Origin of the sequence: Dinghuibacter silviterrae (assembly GCF_004366355.1) — a bacterium.
Taxonomy (GTDB): Bacteria; Bacteroidota; Bacteroidia; order Chitinophagales; family Chitinophagaceae; genus Dinghuibacter; species Dinghuibacter silviterrae.
In genome coordinates this window covers 2435293-2452244 of sequence record NZ_SODV01000002.1, presented here as the reverse complement: position 1 = coordinate 2452244, position 16952 = coordinate 2435293, and the positions used below count along the sequence as shown (strand labels likewise).

General features: G+C 57.5%; 8 protein-coding genes. 7 read left to right on the top strand and 1 reads right to left on the bottom strand.

Going from position 1 to position 16952, the window contains the following annotated elements:
• The first annotated feature begins 114 nt into the window (after positions 1–114).
• From EDB95_RS26980 to EDB95_RS26950, 7 genes are read left to right on the top strand one after another with little or no spacing between them, the layout of a single operon-like run.
• Positions 115–1920, top strand: coding sequence for a T9SS type A sorting domain-containing protein (locus tag EDB95_RS26980; protein ID WP_134000141.1), 1806 nt, complete (start codon positions 115–117; stop codon positions 1918–1920).
• 30 nt (positions 1921–1950) lie between these two features.
• Complete coding sequence (locus tag EDB95_RS26975) at positions 1951–3648, top strand: hypothetical protein (RefSeq protein ID WP_134000138.1); 1698 nt, start codon at positions 1951–1953, stop codon at positions 3646–3648.
• Between the two features lie 42 nt (positions 3649–3690).
• The gene (locus EDB95_RS26970; protein WP_134000135.1) at positions 3691–9411 is read left to right on the top strand and encodes a HAMP domain-containing protein; all 5721 of its coding nucleotides are present in this window, start codon (positions 3691–3693) and stop codon (positions 9409–9411) included.
• Positions 9396–10577 carry a sensor histidine kinase gene (locus tag EDB95_RS26965; RefSeq protein ID WP_134000133.1) on the top strand — a complete coding sequence of 394 codons (1182 nt, stop codon included), beginning with the start codon at positions 9396–9398 and terminating at the stop codon, positions 10575–10577. The genes EDB95_RS26970 and EDB95_RS26965 overlap by 16 nt, the downstream gene beginning before the upstream one ends.
• 21 nt (positions 10578–10598) lie before the next feature.
• Positions 10599–12533, top strand: a complete 1935-nt coding sequence (locus EDB95_RS26960) for a transglutaminase-like domain-containing protein (RefSeq protein ID WP_162852815.1) — start codon at positions 10599–10601, stop codon at positions 12531–12533.
• Positions 12534–12543: 10 nt separating this feature from the next.
• Positions 12544–14802: a hypothetical protein gene (locus EDB95_RS26955; RefSeq protein ID WP_162852814.1), complete on the top strand. Its 2259-nt coding sequence runs from the start codon at positions 12544–12546 to the stop codon at positions 14800–14802.
• Positions 14803–14809: 7 nt separating this feature from the next.
• Complete coding sequence (locus EDB95_RS26950; RefSeq protein ID WP_134000124.1) at positions 14810–15505, top strand: Type 1 glutamine amidotransferase-like domain-containing protein; 696 nt, start codon at positions 14810–14812, stop codon at positions 15503–15505.
• 67 nt (positions 15506–15572) lie between these two features.
• Here EDB95_RS26950 and EDB95_RS26945 read toward each other — a convergent pair whose 3' ends face one another.
• Positions 15573–16940: a hypothetical protein gene (locus EDB95_RS26945; RefSeq protein ID WP_134000122.1), complete on the bottom strand. Its 1368-nt coding sequence runs from the start codon at positions 16938–16940 to the stop codon at positions 15573–15575.
• Between the last annotated feature and the right edge of the window lie 12 nt (positions 16941–16952).

Here is a 16952-nt window from a genome sequence, read left to right as displayed (position 1 = left end):
AACATTGTGGCAGTGTAATGCTTACCTCTGTGAAAGAAGTCCGGACGGGTGACCCCGTAAGAGACCCACGTGGGTGGATTGCACTATGTTTTTGTGCAGTCAAATCCAAACCCCGTGAAACGTCGACTAACCCTTTTTGCAATTCTCCCCTTTATTGCGCATGCCCAGAATCCAGGAGGCATTACCGGTAGCACGCTTTGGCTAAGAGCCGACTATAATTCCACGTCTTCCACCACGGATGGCAGTTCGATCTGGTTTTGGATCGATCAGTCTGCCACAGCCACTTTTGCCTGGCAGCCGTTTGGTACCCAACCGACCTACCAGGACGATGCCACCTACGACGTCAACTTCAACCCGGTGGTCTATTTCACCGGGGGTGCCAGCTTAGGTATGTTTAGCACCACCGGTTTGCCCAACGGCAAGAATGCCCGCACCATCATCGCGGTGGCCAGCCCGGCGACCGTCACCGGAAACCAATACGTGATGTCCTGGGGCAAAAACACCGGCACCAGCGGTTATTCGCTGGGCGCCACAGGCACTCAGGGCACATTGTCGTATTACAGTTCCAGCCTCAATACCGCGAACGGTTTCTGGCAAACCGGGCAACCCCAGATGCTGACCTCTACCTGGGCGGGGAACGGGGGCAATATGAACTTATACGGAGTGGGCAACCTGGTGACGGGTCCCACCGCCGAAAACTTCAACACCAACCTGGGGAGCGGCACGGTGGGCGCCTCGGCCTGGGGCACCAACAGTTGGAACGGGTCGATCGCCGAGGTCATCGTTTATCCCAGCGTCCTGAGCCCGGCGAACCTGGAACAGGTCGGCTCTTACCTGGCGCTGAAATACGGCTTTACGCTGGGCGGATCCGCGCCCCAGAATTACCTGTCCAGCACAGGTACCACGGTCTGGAACGCCGCGACCCTCGCCACCTGGTCCAACAACATCGCGGGGCTGGCCCTGGATAACAACAGCGGGCTCAATCAGCTTCAGTCGAGGAGCAGCAATACCGGTTTCCAAACTACGATCGCCCTGACAAACATCGCCGCGACCAATTCTGCGAACACCGGAACGATCAGCAACGACCGGAGCTTTATGATCTGGGGGGACGACGCCAAGGCCACATCCTATACCCGGACGATCATCTCGGGGGGCGTGACCTATTATGCGATGCCCCGCACCTGGACGATGCAAAAGACCAACTGGACGGACCAGAACATCGCGATCACCCAGGACAGCGGGAGCAAAAGCACGGTGCTGCTGGTGGCCACCGATGCGGCTTTCACCAACGTCACCCAGCACATCAGCCTGACGGGGGGCGCGACCACCCTTAGTTCGGCCAAGATCCCTTCGGGGTCGTTTTTTACTTTTGCGTCGATCATTCCGCTGCCGGTGGACCTGGTCTCGTTTACCGGAACCGCTACCAAAACGGGGAACGTGCTGAACTGGTCGACCACCTGGGAGACCAACAACGCCTATTTCGCCGTCGAACGCTCCACCGACGGGCGTGACTTCGGCGAGATCGGAGAGGTACAGGGCCACGGGACGACCTCACAATTGCAGGAATACGCGTTTACCGATCCGACGCCCGTACCTGCCACCACCAACTATTACCGGCTGCGACAGGTGGACAACAACGGCTGGACCACCTACTCTCCGGTCGTCAGCCTGCGATCGGATGGGGGCCCGTTGTCTTATAAAGTCTATCCCAACCCGGCGGTCAGTACCCTGCATGTTGCTTTGCCCACGCGCCTGGACAGGTTGGGGATTTTTATCTACAGTGTTGGGGGGAAACTGCTACAATCGAAAACGGTGGCCGGGCCCGGGGAGGGGGTAGACGTGGACGTTAGCCGGTTGCCGGCGGGCCTATACTACCTATCGCTTGATCCAGGGGGGACCTTGAGTTTCATCAAAGAGTAAAAAAGCCATATTTTTACGCGAATTACTTTTATGAGTCGTTGCGCCTATCGTTGCTTATGTGCCCTTATCCTGTTGTTGCCCTTTGCTATCCAAGTCCGGGCCCAATCCGATAACCTGACCCTTCACACGAAGGATTACACCCTTATGGACCGGCTGGACATCAAGCTCCGCAACGACAGTACCCTGGCTTTTTCCACGGTAAAACCGTTTAACCGGAAAACCTTTACCGAACGCATCGCGTACATCGACTCCCTGGACGCTGCGGGTCAGCTCCCCATCAAGTTGTCGGCGGTGGACCGTTATGACATCCGCTGTTTTCTCATGGAAAACAACGAATATGCCCCGGCCCGCTACCTGGACTCCTTCCGGCTGAAACACCCCATCCTCAAGACTTTTTACGAAACGCCTTCCCATTTATACGCGGTCGACACCAAGGATTTCACCATGCGGGTGGATCCGGTGTTGAACCTCCAGACCGGGCACGCCAACGACGGTACCGGGTCGACCTACCTAAACACCCGGGGGTTGTATGTCCGGGGGATGCTGGCCAAAAAAGTTGGTTTTTATACCTACATTTCCGACAACCAGGAAAGGGATCCGCTCTACGTCCGCCAGTGGGTCTCGGCCCACAACGCCGTGCCTGGGGTGGGCTTTTACAAACCCTACGGGACGAACGGGTATGACTATTTCGACTTCCGGGGGGGCGTGAGCTTTGACCTGATCAAAGTCATCCACGTACAGTATGCCTACGACAAACTCTTTATCGGGAACGGGTTCCGGAGCCTGGAGCTGAGCGACTTTGCGAACGACTACGTTTTCCTCCGGCTCAATACACGGATCTGGAAGATCGACTACGAAATGATCATCGCCCAGACGATGCAATCCGTACCCCAGGTGGGCCGGGACATGAAACCCAAAAACTACATGTCGATCCACCACCTCTCCGCCCAGCTGGCGAAGTGGCTGAACATCGGCTTGTACGAAAACATCATGGAAAGCGGGGCGTACGGTCTCCAACTGAGCTACCTGAACCCGGTCATCTTTTACCGGGCGACGGAGTCCAACCTGGGCACGTCGGGGAAAGCGAACATTGCCTTTGACGCCAAATCCAACATCGGCCATCACGTCCAGCTCTACGGCACCCTTCTCTTTGACGAATTCCAGATCCACGAGCTCTTGCACTACAGCGATGGGAGCTTTACCAACAAACAGGCGTTGCAAGGCGGGATCAAGTACATCGACGCCCTTGGCATCAAGAACCTGGACCTCCAGGGCGAGGTTAACCTGATCCGGCCGTTTACCTACATGAACTTCGACAGCACGACCAACTTTACCCACTACAACCAGCCCCTGGCGCACCCGAACGGCGCCAACATCCGGGAATTCGTGGCCCTGGCGCGGTACCAGCCGATCCCCCGGTTATACGTGTCCGGCAAGATCATCCAGTACCTTCAGGGGCTTGACTCCGCAGGATACAATATGGGCAACAACCTGTTCGACACCTACAATACCCGTCCGCGCGACTATGGCTGGCACATCGGAACCGGTATCCCGGTCCACAGCACGACCCTGGGGCTGAACATCTCCTGGGAGCTCTTCGACAACGCCTATATCGAGGTCGGCGGCACCCACCGGACCTACAACGTCCAGGGACAGCCGAATGCGGGGGTGACCTTCTATTCCGTAGGCTTCCGGATGAATATTGGGCGTAGGGAATTCGACTTTTAAGTCGCCTCGACAGCGGCACAGCCTTTGATGCGCTCATAGTTTATGAGCCTGACCAACGCACCCACCTACGTCGACCAACCCCAAGACCTGGACAAAGAACTCCTCCGCGTACTCCTGGAAGTCCGCAACGGCAACTTCCAGGCCCGTATGCCCATCGACGAGGTGGGTACCCGGGGCAAGATTTACGACGCGCTCAACGACATCATCGAGATGAACGAGCGGATGACCGAGGAGTTCATGAAAGCGAGCAATACCATCGGTAAGGAAGGGAAGCTCACCCACCGCATCGATGTCCCGTATTCCAAAGGTTCCTGGCGGCAGGGCGTGGACTCGCTTAATACGCTGATTTCGGACCTGGTCCATCCCACGATCGAAATTGCGGGCGTCATCAGCTCCGTGGCAAAAGGCGACCTTGGTCAGCAAATGCCCCTGGAAATCGGGGACCACGTCCTGCAAGGGGAGTTTTCCCGGATCGCCCGGGAGGTGAACGACATGGTGAAACAGCTCAACCTGTTTAGCCGGGAGGTGACGCGCGTGGCCAGGGAAGTGGGCTCGGAGGGCAAGCTCGGGGGCCAGGCGACGGTGGACGGCGTGGGCGGTGTTTGGAAGGACCTGACCGATTCCGTCAACCTGATGGCGGGGAACCTGACGGCCCAGGTGCGCAACATCGCCGAGGTCACGACCGCGGTCGCCAAAGGCGACCTTTCCAAAAAGATCACCGTGGACGTAAAGGGGGAAATCCTGGAGCTGAAAAACACCATCAACACGATGGTGGACCAGCTCAATTCCTTCTCCTCGGAAGTGACACGGGTGGCCCGCGAAGTAGGGTCGGAAGGACGGCTGGGCGGCCAGGCCAACGTACCCGGGGTGGGCGGGACCTGGAAGGACCTTACGGACTCCGTCAACATCATGGCGGGGAACCTGACGGCCCAGGTACGCAACATCGCCGAAGTCACCACCGCGGTGGCCCGGGGCGACCTTTCCCGCAAGATCACCGTGGACGTGAAGGGGGAAATTCTCGAACTCAAGGATACCATCAACACGATGGTGGATCAGCTCAATTCTTTTTCCTCGGAAGTCACCCGCGTGGCCACGGAAGTGGGCTCGGAAGGGAAACTGGGCGGACAGGCCAAGGTCACCGGCGTGGGCGGTGTATGGAAAGACCTGACCGAAAGCGTGAACCAGATGGCGTCCAACCTGACCGCCCAGGTACGCAACATCGCCGAAGTCACTACCGCCGTGGCCCGGGGCGACCTTTCCCGCAAGATCACGGTCAACGTGGAAGGCGAAATCCTGGAACTGAAAAATACCATCAATACCATGGTGGACCAGCTCAACTCCTTTGCCTCCGAGGTTACGCGCGTGGCCCTCGAAGTAGGGACGGACGGGAAGCTGGGCGGCCAGGCCAAGGTGCGTGGCGTGGGCGGGACCTGGAAGGACCTGACCGAAAGCGTGAACCAGATGGCGTCCAACCTGACAGCCCAGGTGCGCAACATCGCCGAAGTGACCACCGCCGTGGCAAAAGGAGACCTGTCGCGTAAGATCACCGTGGACGTCAAAGGGGAAATCCTGGAACTGAAGAATACCATCAATACGATGGTGGACCAGCTCAATTCCTTTGGCTCGGAAGTCACGCGCGTGGCGAGGGAAGTAGGGTCGGAAGGACGGCTGGGTGGCCAGGCCAACGTACCCGGCGTCGGCGGTACCTGGAAGGACCTCACCGACTCGGTCAACATCATGGCGGGGAACCTCACCGACCAGGTGCGCAACATCGCCGAAGTCACGACGGCGGTGGCCAATGGCGACCTTTCCCGTAAGATCGAGGTGGACGTCAAGGGGGAAATCCTGGAGCTGAAAAACACCATCAACACCATGGTGGAACAGCTCCGCGGGTTTGCCTCGGAAGTCACCCGTGTCGCCCGCGAAGTAGGGACCGAAGGAAAGCTCGGGGGCCAGGCGCACGTACCCGGGGTGGCCGGGACCTGGAAGGACCTCACCGACTCGGTCAACCAGATGGCGGGGAACCTGACCGACCAGGTGCGCAACATCGCCGATGTCGCCATCGCCGTGGCCAATGGGGATATGTCCCGGAAGATCACGGTGGACGTCCGCGGGGAAATCCTGCAGTTGAAAGAAACGCTCAATACGATGGTGGACCAGCTCAGGGCCTTTGCCTCCGAGGTGACCCGCGTCGCCCGCGAAGTGGGAACGGACGGGAAGCTGGGCGGACAGGCCTTTGTGCCGGGTGTCGCCGGTACCTGGAAGGACCTGACCGACTCGGTCAACCAGATGACGGGGAACCTGACCAGCCAGGTGCGCAACATCGCCGAAGTGACCAAGGCGGTGGCCTCGGGTGACCTTTCCAAAAAGGTCACCATCGACGTCAAGGGGGAAATCTTCGACCTGAAGAATACGATCAATACGATGGTGGACCAGCTCAACTCCTTTGCCTTCGAGGTCACGCGCGTAGCCCGTGAGGTGGGTACCGAGGGCAAGCTGGGCGGCCAGGCCGAGGTCAAGGGCGTGGCCGGTACCTGGAAAGACCTGACCGACTCGGTCAACATGATGGCCTCCAACCTCACCAGCCAGGTGCGCGGGATCGCCAAGGTCGTGACCTCCGTGGCCACGGGGAACCTGAAACAAAAGCTGTCCATCAGCTCCCGCGGAGAGGTGGCCCAGCTCACCGATACCATCAACGAGATGATCGACACCCTGGCGGTGTTTGCCGACCAGGTGACGACCGTGGCCCGGGAAGTAGGTGTGGACGGAAAACTCGGCGGCCAGGCCAACGTACCCGGGGCTTCCGGTATCTGGAAGAACCTCACGGAAAACGTCAACCAGCTCGCGGCCAACCTTACCACCCAGGTGCGTGCGATTTCGGAAGTGGCCTCCGCGGTGACCAAAGGGGACCTTACCCGCACGATCCGCGTGGCGGCCAAAGGGGAGGTGGAAGAACTCAAGGACACGATCAACCAGATGATCGCCAACCTGAAGGAAACCACCTTGCGGAACCAGGAGCAGGACTGGCTGAAGTCCAACCTGGCGAAGTTCACCCAGATGCTCCAGGGGCAGAAGGACCTCAACACCGTGACCCGGCGCATCCTGTCCGAACTGGCGCGCGTGGTCAACGCCCAGCGGGGCATGTTCTATATCCTCGAACAGGACGAGACCCCGCACCTGCGGCTGTTCGCAACGTATGCGCACCAGCAGGAGCTCAGCCTCGACCGGCAGTTTGGGTTGGGCGAAGGACTGGTCGGCCAGGTGGCCATGGAAAAACAACGCATCCTGCTGACCAACGTCCCCAAGGACTATATCCGCATCGGGTCCGGTCTGGGCGAATCCACCCCGATCAACCTGATCGTATTGCCCGTGCTCTTCGAAAAGGAAATCAAGGCGGTCATCGAGCTGGCCTCCTTCGAGCCGTTTAACGAAACCCACCTCGACTTCCTCGGACAACTGACGGAGTCCATCGGGATCGTGCTCAATACCATCGAGACCAACTCGCGGACGGAACACCTGCTGGAACAATCCACGTCGCTGGCCGACGAACTGAGACGCGCCAACGAAGAGCTCCAGGACAAGGCCCACCTCCTGGTCAAGCAAAAGGAGGAAGTAGAAAACAAAAACAAGGAAGTCGAAGAGGCCCGCCGCTCCCTCGAAGAAAAAGCGGAACAGCTGACCCTGACCTCCAAATACAAATCCGAGTTCCTGGCGAACATGTCCCACGAGCTGCGGACCCCGCTCAACTCCCTGCTCATCCTGGCCCAGCAGCTTTTTGAAAATGCGGACGGCAACCTGACCGAGAAACAGGTCCGGTACGCCAAGACCATCCATAGTTGCGGGGACGACCTGATCCAGCTCATCAACGACATCCTCGACCTTTCCAAGATCGAATCCGGGTATATCTCCGCCGACTTTAGCCCGGTGGCGCTTGGCGAGATCACATCCTTTGTCGAAACGACCTTCAAACACATATCGGAAAGCAAAAACCTCCGGTTTGTCATCGACATGGACCGGGAACTGCCGGGGAACATACGGACGGACATCCAGCGCCTCAACCAGATCCTCAAAAACCTGCTCTCCAACGCGTTTAAGTTTACGGAAAAGGGGGAAGTGCGCCTGCGCATCTTCGAGGCCCGGAAGGGGGACTGGAAGTCGAGCCTGCAAGCCCTCGACCTGGCGCCCCGGGTCGTCGGCTTTGAGATCCGGGACACGGGGATCGGCATCCAGAAGGAGAAACAAAACATCATCTTCGAAGCCTTCCAGCAGGCCGAAGGGTCCACCAGCCGCAAATACGGCGGGACCGGTCTGGGGCTGTCCATCAGCCGCGGCCTGGCCGACCTTTTAGGCGGTGTCATCGACCTGGACAGCGAGGTAGGGCGGGGGAGTACCTTTACCCTTTACCTGCCCGCCGACTACAATCCCGCCCTTTTCAAAAAGGAAAAACAAACCAGCCTGGTCATCAGCGAGTATGCCCTTGACCAGGATAAGGTGGTACAAACGGTCAAACTCCCCGAGCGGGACCTGGAAGCCGTCAGCGAAATCATCAACGATACGGGCGACGACCGCAACAGTATTTCTTTTGGGGAAAAAGTAGTGTTGATCGTCGAAGACGACCTCCGTTTTGCCCGCATCATGATGGACAAGGTGCACGAAAAAGACCTGAAGGGCGTCGTCGCGACGCATTACGGGGAGGTCTTCGACCTGGCCAACAAGTTTATGCCGGTGGCGGTCACCCTTGACGTCAAGCTGCCCGACGCCAGCGGCTGGCGCATCCTCGACCTGTTTAAAAACGACCTGAACTTCCGCCACATCCCCATCCACCTGATCAGCGGGGAAGAAAACCGGGCCCTGGCCATGAACCGGGGTGCGCGCAGCTTCCACCTCAAACCCCTGGACGCGGACGCCCTTGGCCAGTTGATGGACGACATTGCCGGTTTCGACCCCAACCGTACCAGGGAGCTGCTCATCATCGAGGACAACGAGCTGGATTCTTCCCAGATCGCCAAAATGCTCGACTTAGGCGACCAGGTGCACCTTACGCTGGCAGCCACCGGACAGGAGGCCCTGGAGCATATCCGGTTCCATCCTTACGACGGGATCAGCGTGGACTATGGTGTCCCCGACATGAACGGTCTCGACCTGGTCACGGAAATACACGCGCTCCGCGGGGCCAAGATCATGCCGCTGACGATCTATTCCGCCCGGGACTTTACCCCCCGGGAAAAAAGCCTTTTGAAAAAATACGCCAACAACGTCCTGCTCAAAAACGTCCAGTCCCTGGAGCTCCTCCTGGAGGAGGTCGTTACCCAGCTCCACATCAACCACAAGGGCCTCCCCCCTGAAAAGAAACGGATCATCGAGAACCTGCGGCTAAAGGAGGAAATCCTCTCGGGTAAAAAAGTGCTGGTCGTGGACGATGACGTCCGGAACCTGTTTGCCCTGACCACGGCCTTTGAAAAATACAACATCAACACAATCACCGCTGAAAGCGGCCAGGACGCCATCCAGATCCTGGAGGAAGAACCCGGCATCGACATGGTCCTGATGGACATTATGATGCCGGAAATGGATGGATACGAGACGACCCAGAAAATCCGCCGGGAGCACAAAAACGCCCACTTACCCATCATTGCCGTCACCGCCAAGGCCATGAAAGGGGACCGGGAAAAATGTTTGGAAGCCGGCGCCTCCGATTATATTACCAAGCCCGTAAAAATAGACCAACTGTTATCTTTGATGCGGATATGGCTGTACAAGTAAAACCCGACATCAAACTGCTCCTCGTTGACGACCGCGAAGACAATCTTTTTGCCATAGAGGCGATCCTCGAACCCGACGGATATAACCTCTATAAGGCCAGAAGCGGGCGGGCCGCCCTTCGTATCCTATTGAAAGAGGTGGACTTCACGTTGATCCTCATGGACGTGCAGATGCCCGAGCTGAACGGCTTCGAGACCGCTACCCTGATCTATCAAAGGGAAGTGCTCCGGCATATCCCTATCATCTTTATCACGGCCAACGACTACCCTGATGAGACCATGTTTACAGGGTACCGCATGGGGGGCGTCGACTATATCAAAAAACCCATCAACCCGGACCTGCTGCGCACCAAGGTCAGCGTTTTTGTGGACCTGTACCGGAAAAACCACCTGCTTCGTCAACAGGAGCAACACCTTATCCAGCTCAACCAGCAATTGACGGAGAACATCCACCAGCTCCGGGTGACCAACGAGGAATTGGAGCGCTTTGCGTACGCCGCCAGCCACGACCTCCAGGAACCCCTGCGGAAGATCATGCTCTTCAGCGAACGCCTGGTCTCCCGGACCCGGGAACTGGACACCGAAGGCAAGGGGTATATCGACAAGATTACCCGGGCCGCCTCCCGGATGCAGGTCCTGATCAAAAATATCCTGGAGTTTTCGCGCTCCGCGGCGGACTCCAACGTCTTTGAAGAGACCGACCTCACGAACCTGGTGGAGGGGCTCGTCAGCGACCTTGAGGTCTCGATCGAGCAAAAGAACGCCACCGTTACCGTGGCCCCCCTGCCCATCCTGAAAGTGATACCGACCCAGATCCGCCAGCTTTTTCAAAACCTGCTCATCAACGCCCTCAAGTTCAGCCGGGACGATCCGCCCCCTTTTATCCGGGTCTTTGCCCGCATAGACGGGGATGTCTGCGAGGTCTGTGTCCAGGACAATGGGATCGGTTTCGAGCAGAAATACGCCGACAAGATCTTTTCCCTGTTTAGCCGTCTCCACAGCTATGACCAGTTCGAGGGGACGGGGATCGGCCTGGCCATCTGCAAAAAGATCGCGGAAAAACACGGGGGACGCATCGACGCCTACAGCGAACCGGGCAAAGGCGCCACTTTTGTCGTAGGTTTACCCACCTTGCACCGGGAAATTCCGGTGGAAAGTGTATCTTAGTGAGCCAATATCCAGATGCTCATGAAAAAGCTGCTTACGCTCGCTGTCTGCGCCCTGCTTTTTGTTCGCACGATTGCTCAAAATCAAACTCCTGATGCTCAAGGTTTTGCACAAGCTGCAGCCTTGAAAAAGTTGAGCAAAAAAGCCAAATTCGGCGCCTCCCTCATCACCCAATCCATTACTTTTTCCACCGCCAAAGGCGTCCAGGGAACCCCTGTCGTGACCGCCCTGGAAAAGGGAGAAGTCGACCTGGCCTCGATCACCAACAAGGTGGACATGGGGCACCTCATCTACTACAACCAGTTCGTTAGGGTCAAGGACTACGACTTCCAGATCTGGTACGGGAACAACTTCCGCAACCAGCGCTACCAGCCGGTGAAGATGTCCCTCTCCGGTGACGACATCTACTTAGACGACAACTATGGCGAGTTTTACGGCTTCGAGGCGGACGGCTCCGGTCAGCGCTGCCGGTTTCACTATGCCCTTGAATACAGCGACGTCAAATACCTCACCCGCTTCTTTTTCCACTCCGGTTATCCCGTAAAGGAACACAGCATCAGCTTCACGGTACCTTCCTGGCTGAAACTGGACATCCAGGAAGAAAACTTCGCCGGGTATAAGATCAAAAAAGACGTACGCCGCGAAAAGGATCAAATTACCTATACCTACACGGCCACCGACCTCCCGGGGATCAAAGAAGAGCCGTCCAGCCTGGCGCGGCCTTATTTCCTCCCGCACCTGGTCGTTACCGCGCGGACCTATACCGTCAATCAGAAGACGTACAACGGGTTTAAGACGCTCGCCGATCTGTATGCGTGGGATGATTACCTGTATAAGAAGTGCGACAACAATACCTCCACGCTTACGCCCTTGGTGCACAAGCTGACGGCCGGCCTGACATCGGACCAGGACAAGGTCAAGGCCCTCTATTACTGGGTCCAGGACAACATCCGCTACGTCGCCTTTGAAGAAGGCTACGCCGGTTTTGTCCCCATGACCGCGCAGGATGTGTATAAGAACAAATACGGGGATTGCAAGGGCATGGCCAACCTGCTGACGCAAATGCTCAAGATCGCGGGATATGACGCCCATTTTGCCTGGATCGGTACCCGGGACATCCCCTACGATTTTGGGACCGTCCAGTCCCTTTGCGTGGCCAACCACGCGATATGCGTGTTGTATATGGGTGGTCAAACATACTTTCTCGACGGCACCCAGAAGTACGCACCCCTCGGCGTAAATGCCTATCGCATCCAGGGCAAGTCCGTCCTTGTCGAAAACGGGGACAACTTTAAACTGGACACCGTGCCCTCCGCCACCGCAGAGAGCAACATCGTCCTTACCAAGGCCGATCTTCACCTCGTGGGCGATTCCATCGTAGGCCACGTGACCATGACCTTTAACGGCGAGTCCAAAAACATTTTCCACAACATCTACCACGGCATCCCCTCAGACGAGAAACAGGATTTTGTCAAAAGTCTTGTCGAGCTCGGCGACCCCAACGCGGAAGCCACGGGGATCAAGACCTCCGATTTCCAGAACCGGGACATCCCCATCGTCATCCAGGGCGACGTTGTCCTGGCCAACCAGGTCACCAACGTAGACAAAACCTGTTATATGGGCATTGACTTTTTCCCCGGCTCCATCGCCCGGTTTATCCCCGGCGAAGAACGCCAGACGCCCATCGACATCGACGGGACGCTGCTGAGCAAGGACGAGATTTCGCTGGAGCTTCCCTCCGGCGCCAAACCCCGGTACCTTCCACCGGTCTTTACGGCGGCGTTCCAGGGGGATTCCATACACGCGGATTACCTCATGAAGGGACACACCGTTCTCCTGTCAAAACAGCTCCAGATCGCCTCTCCCGTCATCAACGTGTCCGACTTTACCGCCTGGAAACAGTTTTTGGATGACATACGGAAATTTGACAGGAATAATATATCCGTCAACCTCTAAATCGCCTTCGATGAAACGCTTTTTCGTCCTACTCTTTTTGCCTCTTTTTATCCACGTCCACGCCCAGGATCGTATCTCTCCCAAAGAACTGGAGCAGAACGAGCGCAACCTGAAAACCGCACCCTTGCTCGCCGACGACGCCGATTTTACCACCTCATTTGATTCCGCCCGCTGGTCCTCTTCCAGTGCCGTGCTGCTTTGCCAAAAGACGACGTTTGACTTCGACAAAAAGGGCGTCACCGTCGGCCAACGCATCGGGCGCAACCTCGTGGGGCTTTTGCTGGCCATTCCCACCGCCGGTACCTCCATCTTCTGGGAAAACATGCGCAACGAGGCCCACATCCTGGTCGAGGAAACCGAACGCCGGAAGATCCTGGTCAAAGACAAGGCCGCCCTGGAGAAATATTCCCTCCTGTATTTCCGCCAGACCACGGACCAGGACGCATTTGCCGCCCGGGTCATCAAAAAGGACGGCACCAAGCAGGACGTAGACCTGGAGGATGCCGTACGTATCGAAGACATCCACACCGTCCCCTCCGTTTTCAAAAGTTATACCGAACCCGCCCCCTCCTCCTTCTACCGTCCCAACTACTTCAAGATCGCCATCCCCGACCTCGAAGAAGGCGATGTCATCGAATACCAGTTCCGGCACTACAATTCGAAGGAATATTCCAGCAACCCCGAATACAAGGAATTCGACCCCGTCTTCTACCTCTGTAACCGCGACATGCCCGTTGCCCGGCAGATCATCGAGGTGGCCGCCGAAGACGATCACTATTTCGTGACCTACAAAAGCATGATGGGCGCGCCCCGCTTTATCGAGACCAATACCGGGGGCAAACGCGTCTACCGCTGGACCGACGACAACCGCGACAAACTCAAAGACACCCGTTACGTCAACGACTTCCGCGAGTTCCCCTCCATCAAGTTCCAGGTCGTCTACGCGCGCAGCCGTGCCCGCGACCTCGTCTGGTTCAAGTCCGCCGAGGACATGCAAAACGACATGCCCGTAAAAGACCTCGCCGAAAAAGCCAAGGCCTTTTGGTTCCAGACCGGCAGGATTTCCGCCGGGGGCGACCACACCAACCTCATCGACGAGATCTACAAAGGGCTAAAGAAAAAAGGCATCACCGACCAAAGCGACGACGAGTACGTCCGGAAGGCCTATTACACCATCCGTTCCTACACCTTGTATAATTCCTGGAACGACTATGCTTTTGCAAAGGTCTTTTCCGGTCTCCTGGCCAAGCGAAAACTCGACCACGACATCATCGTTACCTCCTACAACACCCTTTGCGACCTCGACAAGGTCGCCTTTACCCAGGAGCTCGACTGGATCGTGCGCTACAAAGGCAAATACTACGTCAACCCCGGCGAGCACGGCAACCCCGAAGACCTCAAGGAATACCTCATCGGCAATACCGCCGTCAGTTTTGACATCCGTTCCGTCAAGGAAGCGCCCAAGACCGAGCTTGTCCCCCTCACCGACACCGCCGACAACATGATCTATACCAAGGTCGGTGTTGGTTTCGACGGCGACGACCAAAGCCGCCTCGCCATCGACAAAACCGTCCAGGCCAAGGGCCTGTCCAAAGACGACATGGAAGGCGACGCCCTCGCCCTCACGCCCTTTATGGAAACCGACTTCCGCAACTACGATGGCTCCAGCATGTGGGAAGGGCTCAACCCCGTCCAGGCCGACAAAGCCATGACCGACTTCAGCCAGCAGAAAAAAGACTGGAAGGAAGACAAGCCAAAGCAGATGAAAGCCCAGGCCGAAAACGAATACAACGCGACCGTCGAAAAATACAACGACTTCAAAATACAGGAAGACGGCCGCAGCTTTAAAAAGCGCAACCTCCAATACGAGGAAACATTTGTCCTTGGCGGGCTCACCGCTACTGCGGGGGACGACATCCTGCTCGCGCTTCCGGCACTCATCGGGAGACAGCCGAAGCTTACCCGCGATGAACGGTTGCGCACGTTACCCGTCGACGTCAGTTATCCCCGGACGTTACTGTACAGCATTTCGTTCAAGGTGCCTGACGGATATACGGTCAAAGGGTTATCCGGCATTACGACGTCCGTCGACAACGAATGCGGCAGCTTTACCAGCACCGCCACCGTTACCGACGGCGTGCTCCGCATCGACGTCCGCAAACTCTACAAGGTGCGCAACCTCAGCGTGGCCCAATGGCCCGAGTTGTGCGCCATACAGGATGCGGGGTATGCGTTTTCGCAAAGGAAAATTGTGTTGCAGAAAAACTAAGCCATTGATGCGCCAGATTATAGCCATGGGGGGCGGCGGATTTTCCATGGAGCCCGGGAATCCTTTGCTCGATCAGTATGTGTTAAATGCTTCGGGCCGTTCGCGGCCATCGGTGTGCTTCCTGCCGCATGCCACGGATGATGCGTCCCGGTATGCGCTGAATTTCTACACTGCGTTTGCGCGGCTCGATGCCCGGCCTTTTCACTTGTCGCTTTTTACACCCCCCACGGCCGACCTGGAATCTTTTCTGCTAGGGATGGACGTCATTTATGTCGGTGGCGGCAACACCAAAAGCATGCTCGCCCTCTGGCGGGAATGGGGGCTTGATACGATCCTGCGCAAGGCGTATGATAAAGGCATAGTCCTGGCCGGTATCAGCGCCGGGGCCAACTGCTGGTTTCAGGAGTGCAGCACCGATTCCATACCGGGGCCGTATACCATGTTGCCATGCCTGGGTCTTGTGCCCGGGAGTTTTTGTCCGCATTATGATGGGGAGGTGGAGCGAAGGCCGTCGCTCCACCGTCTGCTGTCTTCCGGTTCTATATTGCCCGGGTATGCTGCTGATAATAGTGCGGCGGTGCATTTTGCGGATGACGCGGTTACCTGCGTGGCATCGGTGCCTTCGGCCCGGGTGTATCGCGTGGGGCTTGAGGGCCGGGTCGTCGTGGAGGAGGCTTTGCCAACGAGGTACCTCGGAGCCTAGCGCTGGGCGGCTTTTGCGGCGCGCTGCTGCGCCCTGGGGTTATGGCCCCGCCGAGCCTTGGCCCGCTCTACAACTTCACCATCGCCCAACTCCCCGAGCACACCTGCCCATTCCCCTCGTCAATCACCCACGTCCCCGTAAACGACACTTCGCGGGCGTCAAAAAAACCCGTATAGTGAATATCCTGGGTCGGCGACTCCGGGAATTTTTTGATAAAGCTAATCAGTTCGCGGTCCACAAAACCCCAGACACCCGCCTGGCCCGAGTGATCCTCGTCCACACACGTCCCCTCCAGTTGCCCCGCCTTGGAACGAAGCGTCAGCTGGAATTCCCGCCGGCTCCCCAGCAAGGGCGCCCGGAAACCCTGGCCGTACTCATAATACCCCTCCCAATATCCTTCCAGCAGGTTGTCCTTGAGGTCCGAGAAAAAAGCAGGATGCGCCAGCGGCGTCCGCAGGTACGCCAGCAGCCGGTTGGGGATAGAGTAAGTAAGGGTATGCCCCTCCATGATCTTCGGGAAACGTTCAAAGCGGTTATGGTGAAACCAATACAGTTCGTTGCTCAGGGGAGACGGTCCCTCCTGGAAATGACGATTGATCATTTCCGCCATTTTTGTAAAGGCCGCATTAAAGACATTCGGATCCGTCACCGGGTAGATAAACACATTCCCCTTGTTGGGCAGCCCCACCATGGCGCCCATTTTCCCCAACCACTCCGAACAATGGTTCCCAAAGTCCAGCGCAAAAGCCGCCGCGTAGTCTTTATGCAAAAGCGACGTCAGGACAAAACCATCCCCCTTTTCCTCCACCACCTCGATCTGTTCCCGCTTGTCCGACAGGTTCGCATACGCCGTCCACAACAACTCATCCTCGTCAATGCCCCAATGCGCCACCTCCGTCCGCTGGAGGATGTGAAACTGACCCGGCAACTCCAGCGCCACCGCTGCATACAGCTCCGGCAGCACCGGCTTTAGGATATACCCGTCTGTCGGAAACTGCACATAGGTTTCTTTGGTGTGCAACCGCACCGTCAGCCGCCCGCTCGCCTCCTCGAAGGAGGCCAGCAGCACTTCCAGCGCCTCCTGGTCCGCCCGGTGAAGGTCCACGTACCACCCGATCTTTTCCGACCACGTCCCGCGGTCTTCCCCCGCCAGCAGTTGCACCAGGTGAATCAGGTTCACCTGTCGCCAAGACGTCCCTTCCAAACCGGTGTAAAAAAGGTGCCCCCACTGCAGCCGGAAAAGGTGTTTTGTCTTCCCCAAACGACGGATGGTCTGGCCGACGACCCACGAGTACGCCTCACGCGTAATCAACGCGTCCAATTCATCCGGTAAACGGTCATCCAGGCCGTCCGGGCCCGTCTCAGGGTGAGGGGAGGAGTCATGTCGAGGCGCCCGGGCACGAAAAAGGGCGGTTAGTCGATTCAGGAGCTTCATTGGGGGTACAAA

What these genes read in the sequence shown, in the direction of transcription:
- EDB95_RS26950 (WP_134000124.1), top strand. Translation starts at nt 14,810, where the DNA reads ATGCGCCAGATTATAGCCATGGGGGGCGGCGGATTTTCCATGGAGCCC.
- EDB95_RS26970 (WP_134000135.1), top strand. Translation starts at nt 3,691, where the DNA reads ATGAGCCTGACCAACGCACCCACCTACGTCGACCAACCCCAAGACCTG.
- EDB95_RS26945 (WP_134000122.1), bottom strand. Translation starts at nt 16,940, where the DNA reads ATGAAGCTCCTGAATCGACTAACCGCCCTTTTTCGTGCCCGGGCGCCT.
- EDB95_RS26965 (WP_134000133.1), top strand. Translation starts at nt 9,396, where the DNA reads ATGGCTGTACAAGTAAAACCCGACATCAAACTGCTCCTCGTTGACGAC.
- EDB95_RS26955 (WP_162852814.1), top strand. Translation starts at nt 12,544, where the DNA reads ATGAAACGCTTTTTCGTCCTACTCTTTTTGCCTCTTTTTATCCACGTC.
- EDB95_RS26975 (WP_134000138.1), top strand. Translation starts at nt 1,951, where the DNA reads ATGAGTCGTTGCGCCTATCGTTGCTTATGTGCCCTTATCCTGTTGTTG.
- EDB95_RS26960 (WP_162852815.1), top strand. Translation starts at nt 10,599, where the DNA reads ATGAAAAAGCTGCTTACGCTCGCTGTCTGCGCCCTGCTTTTTGTTCGC.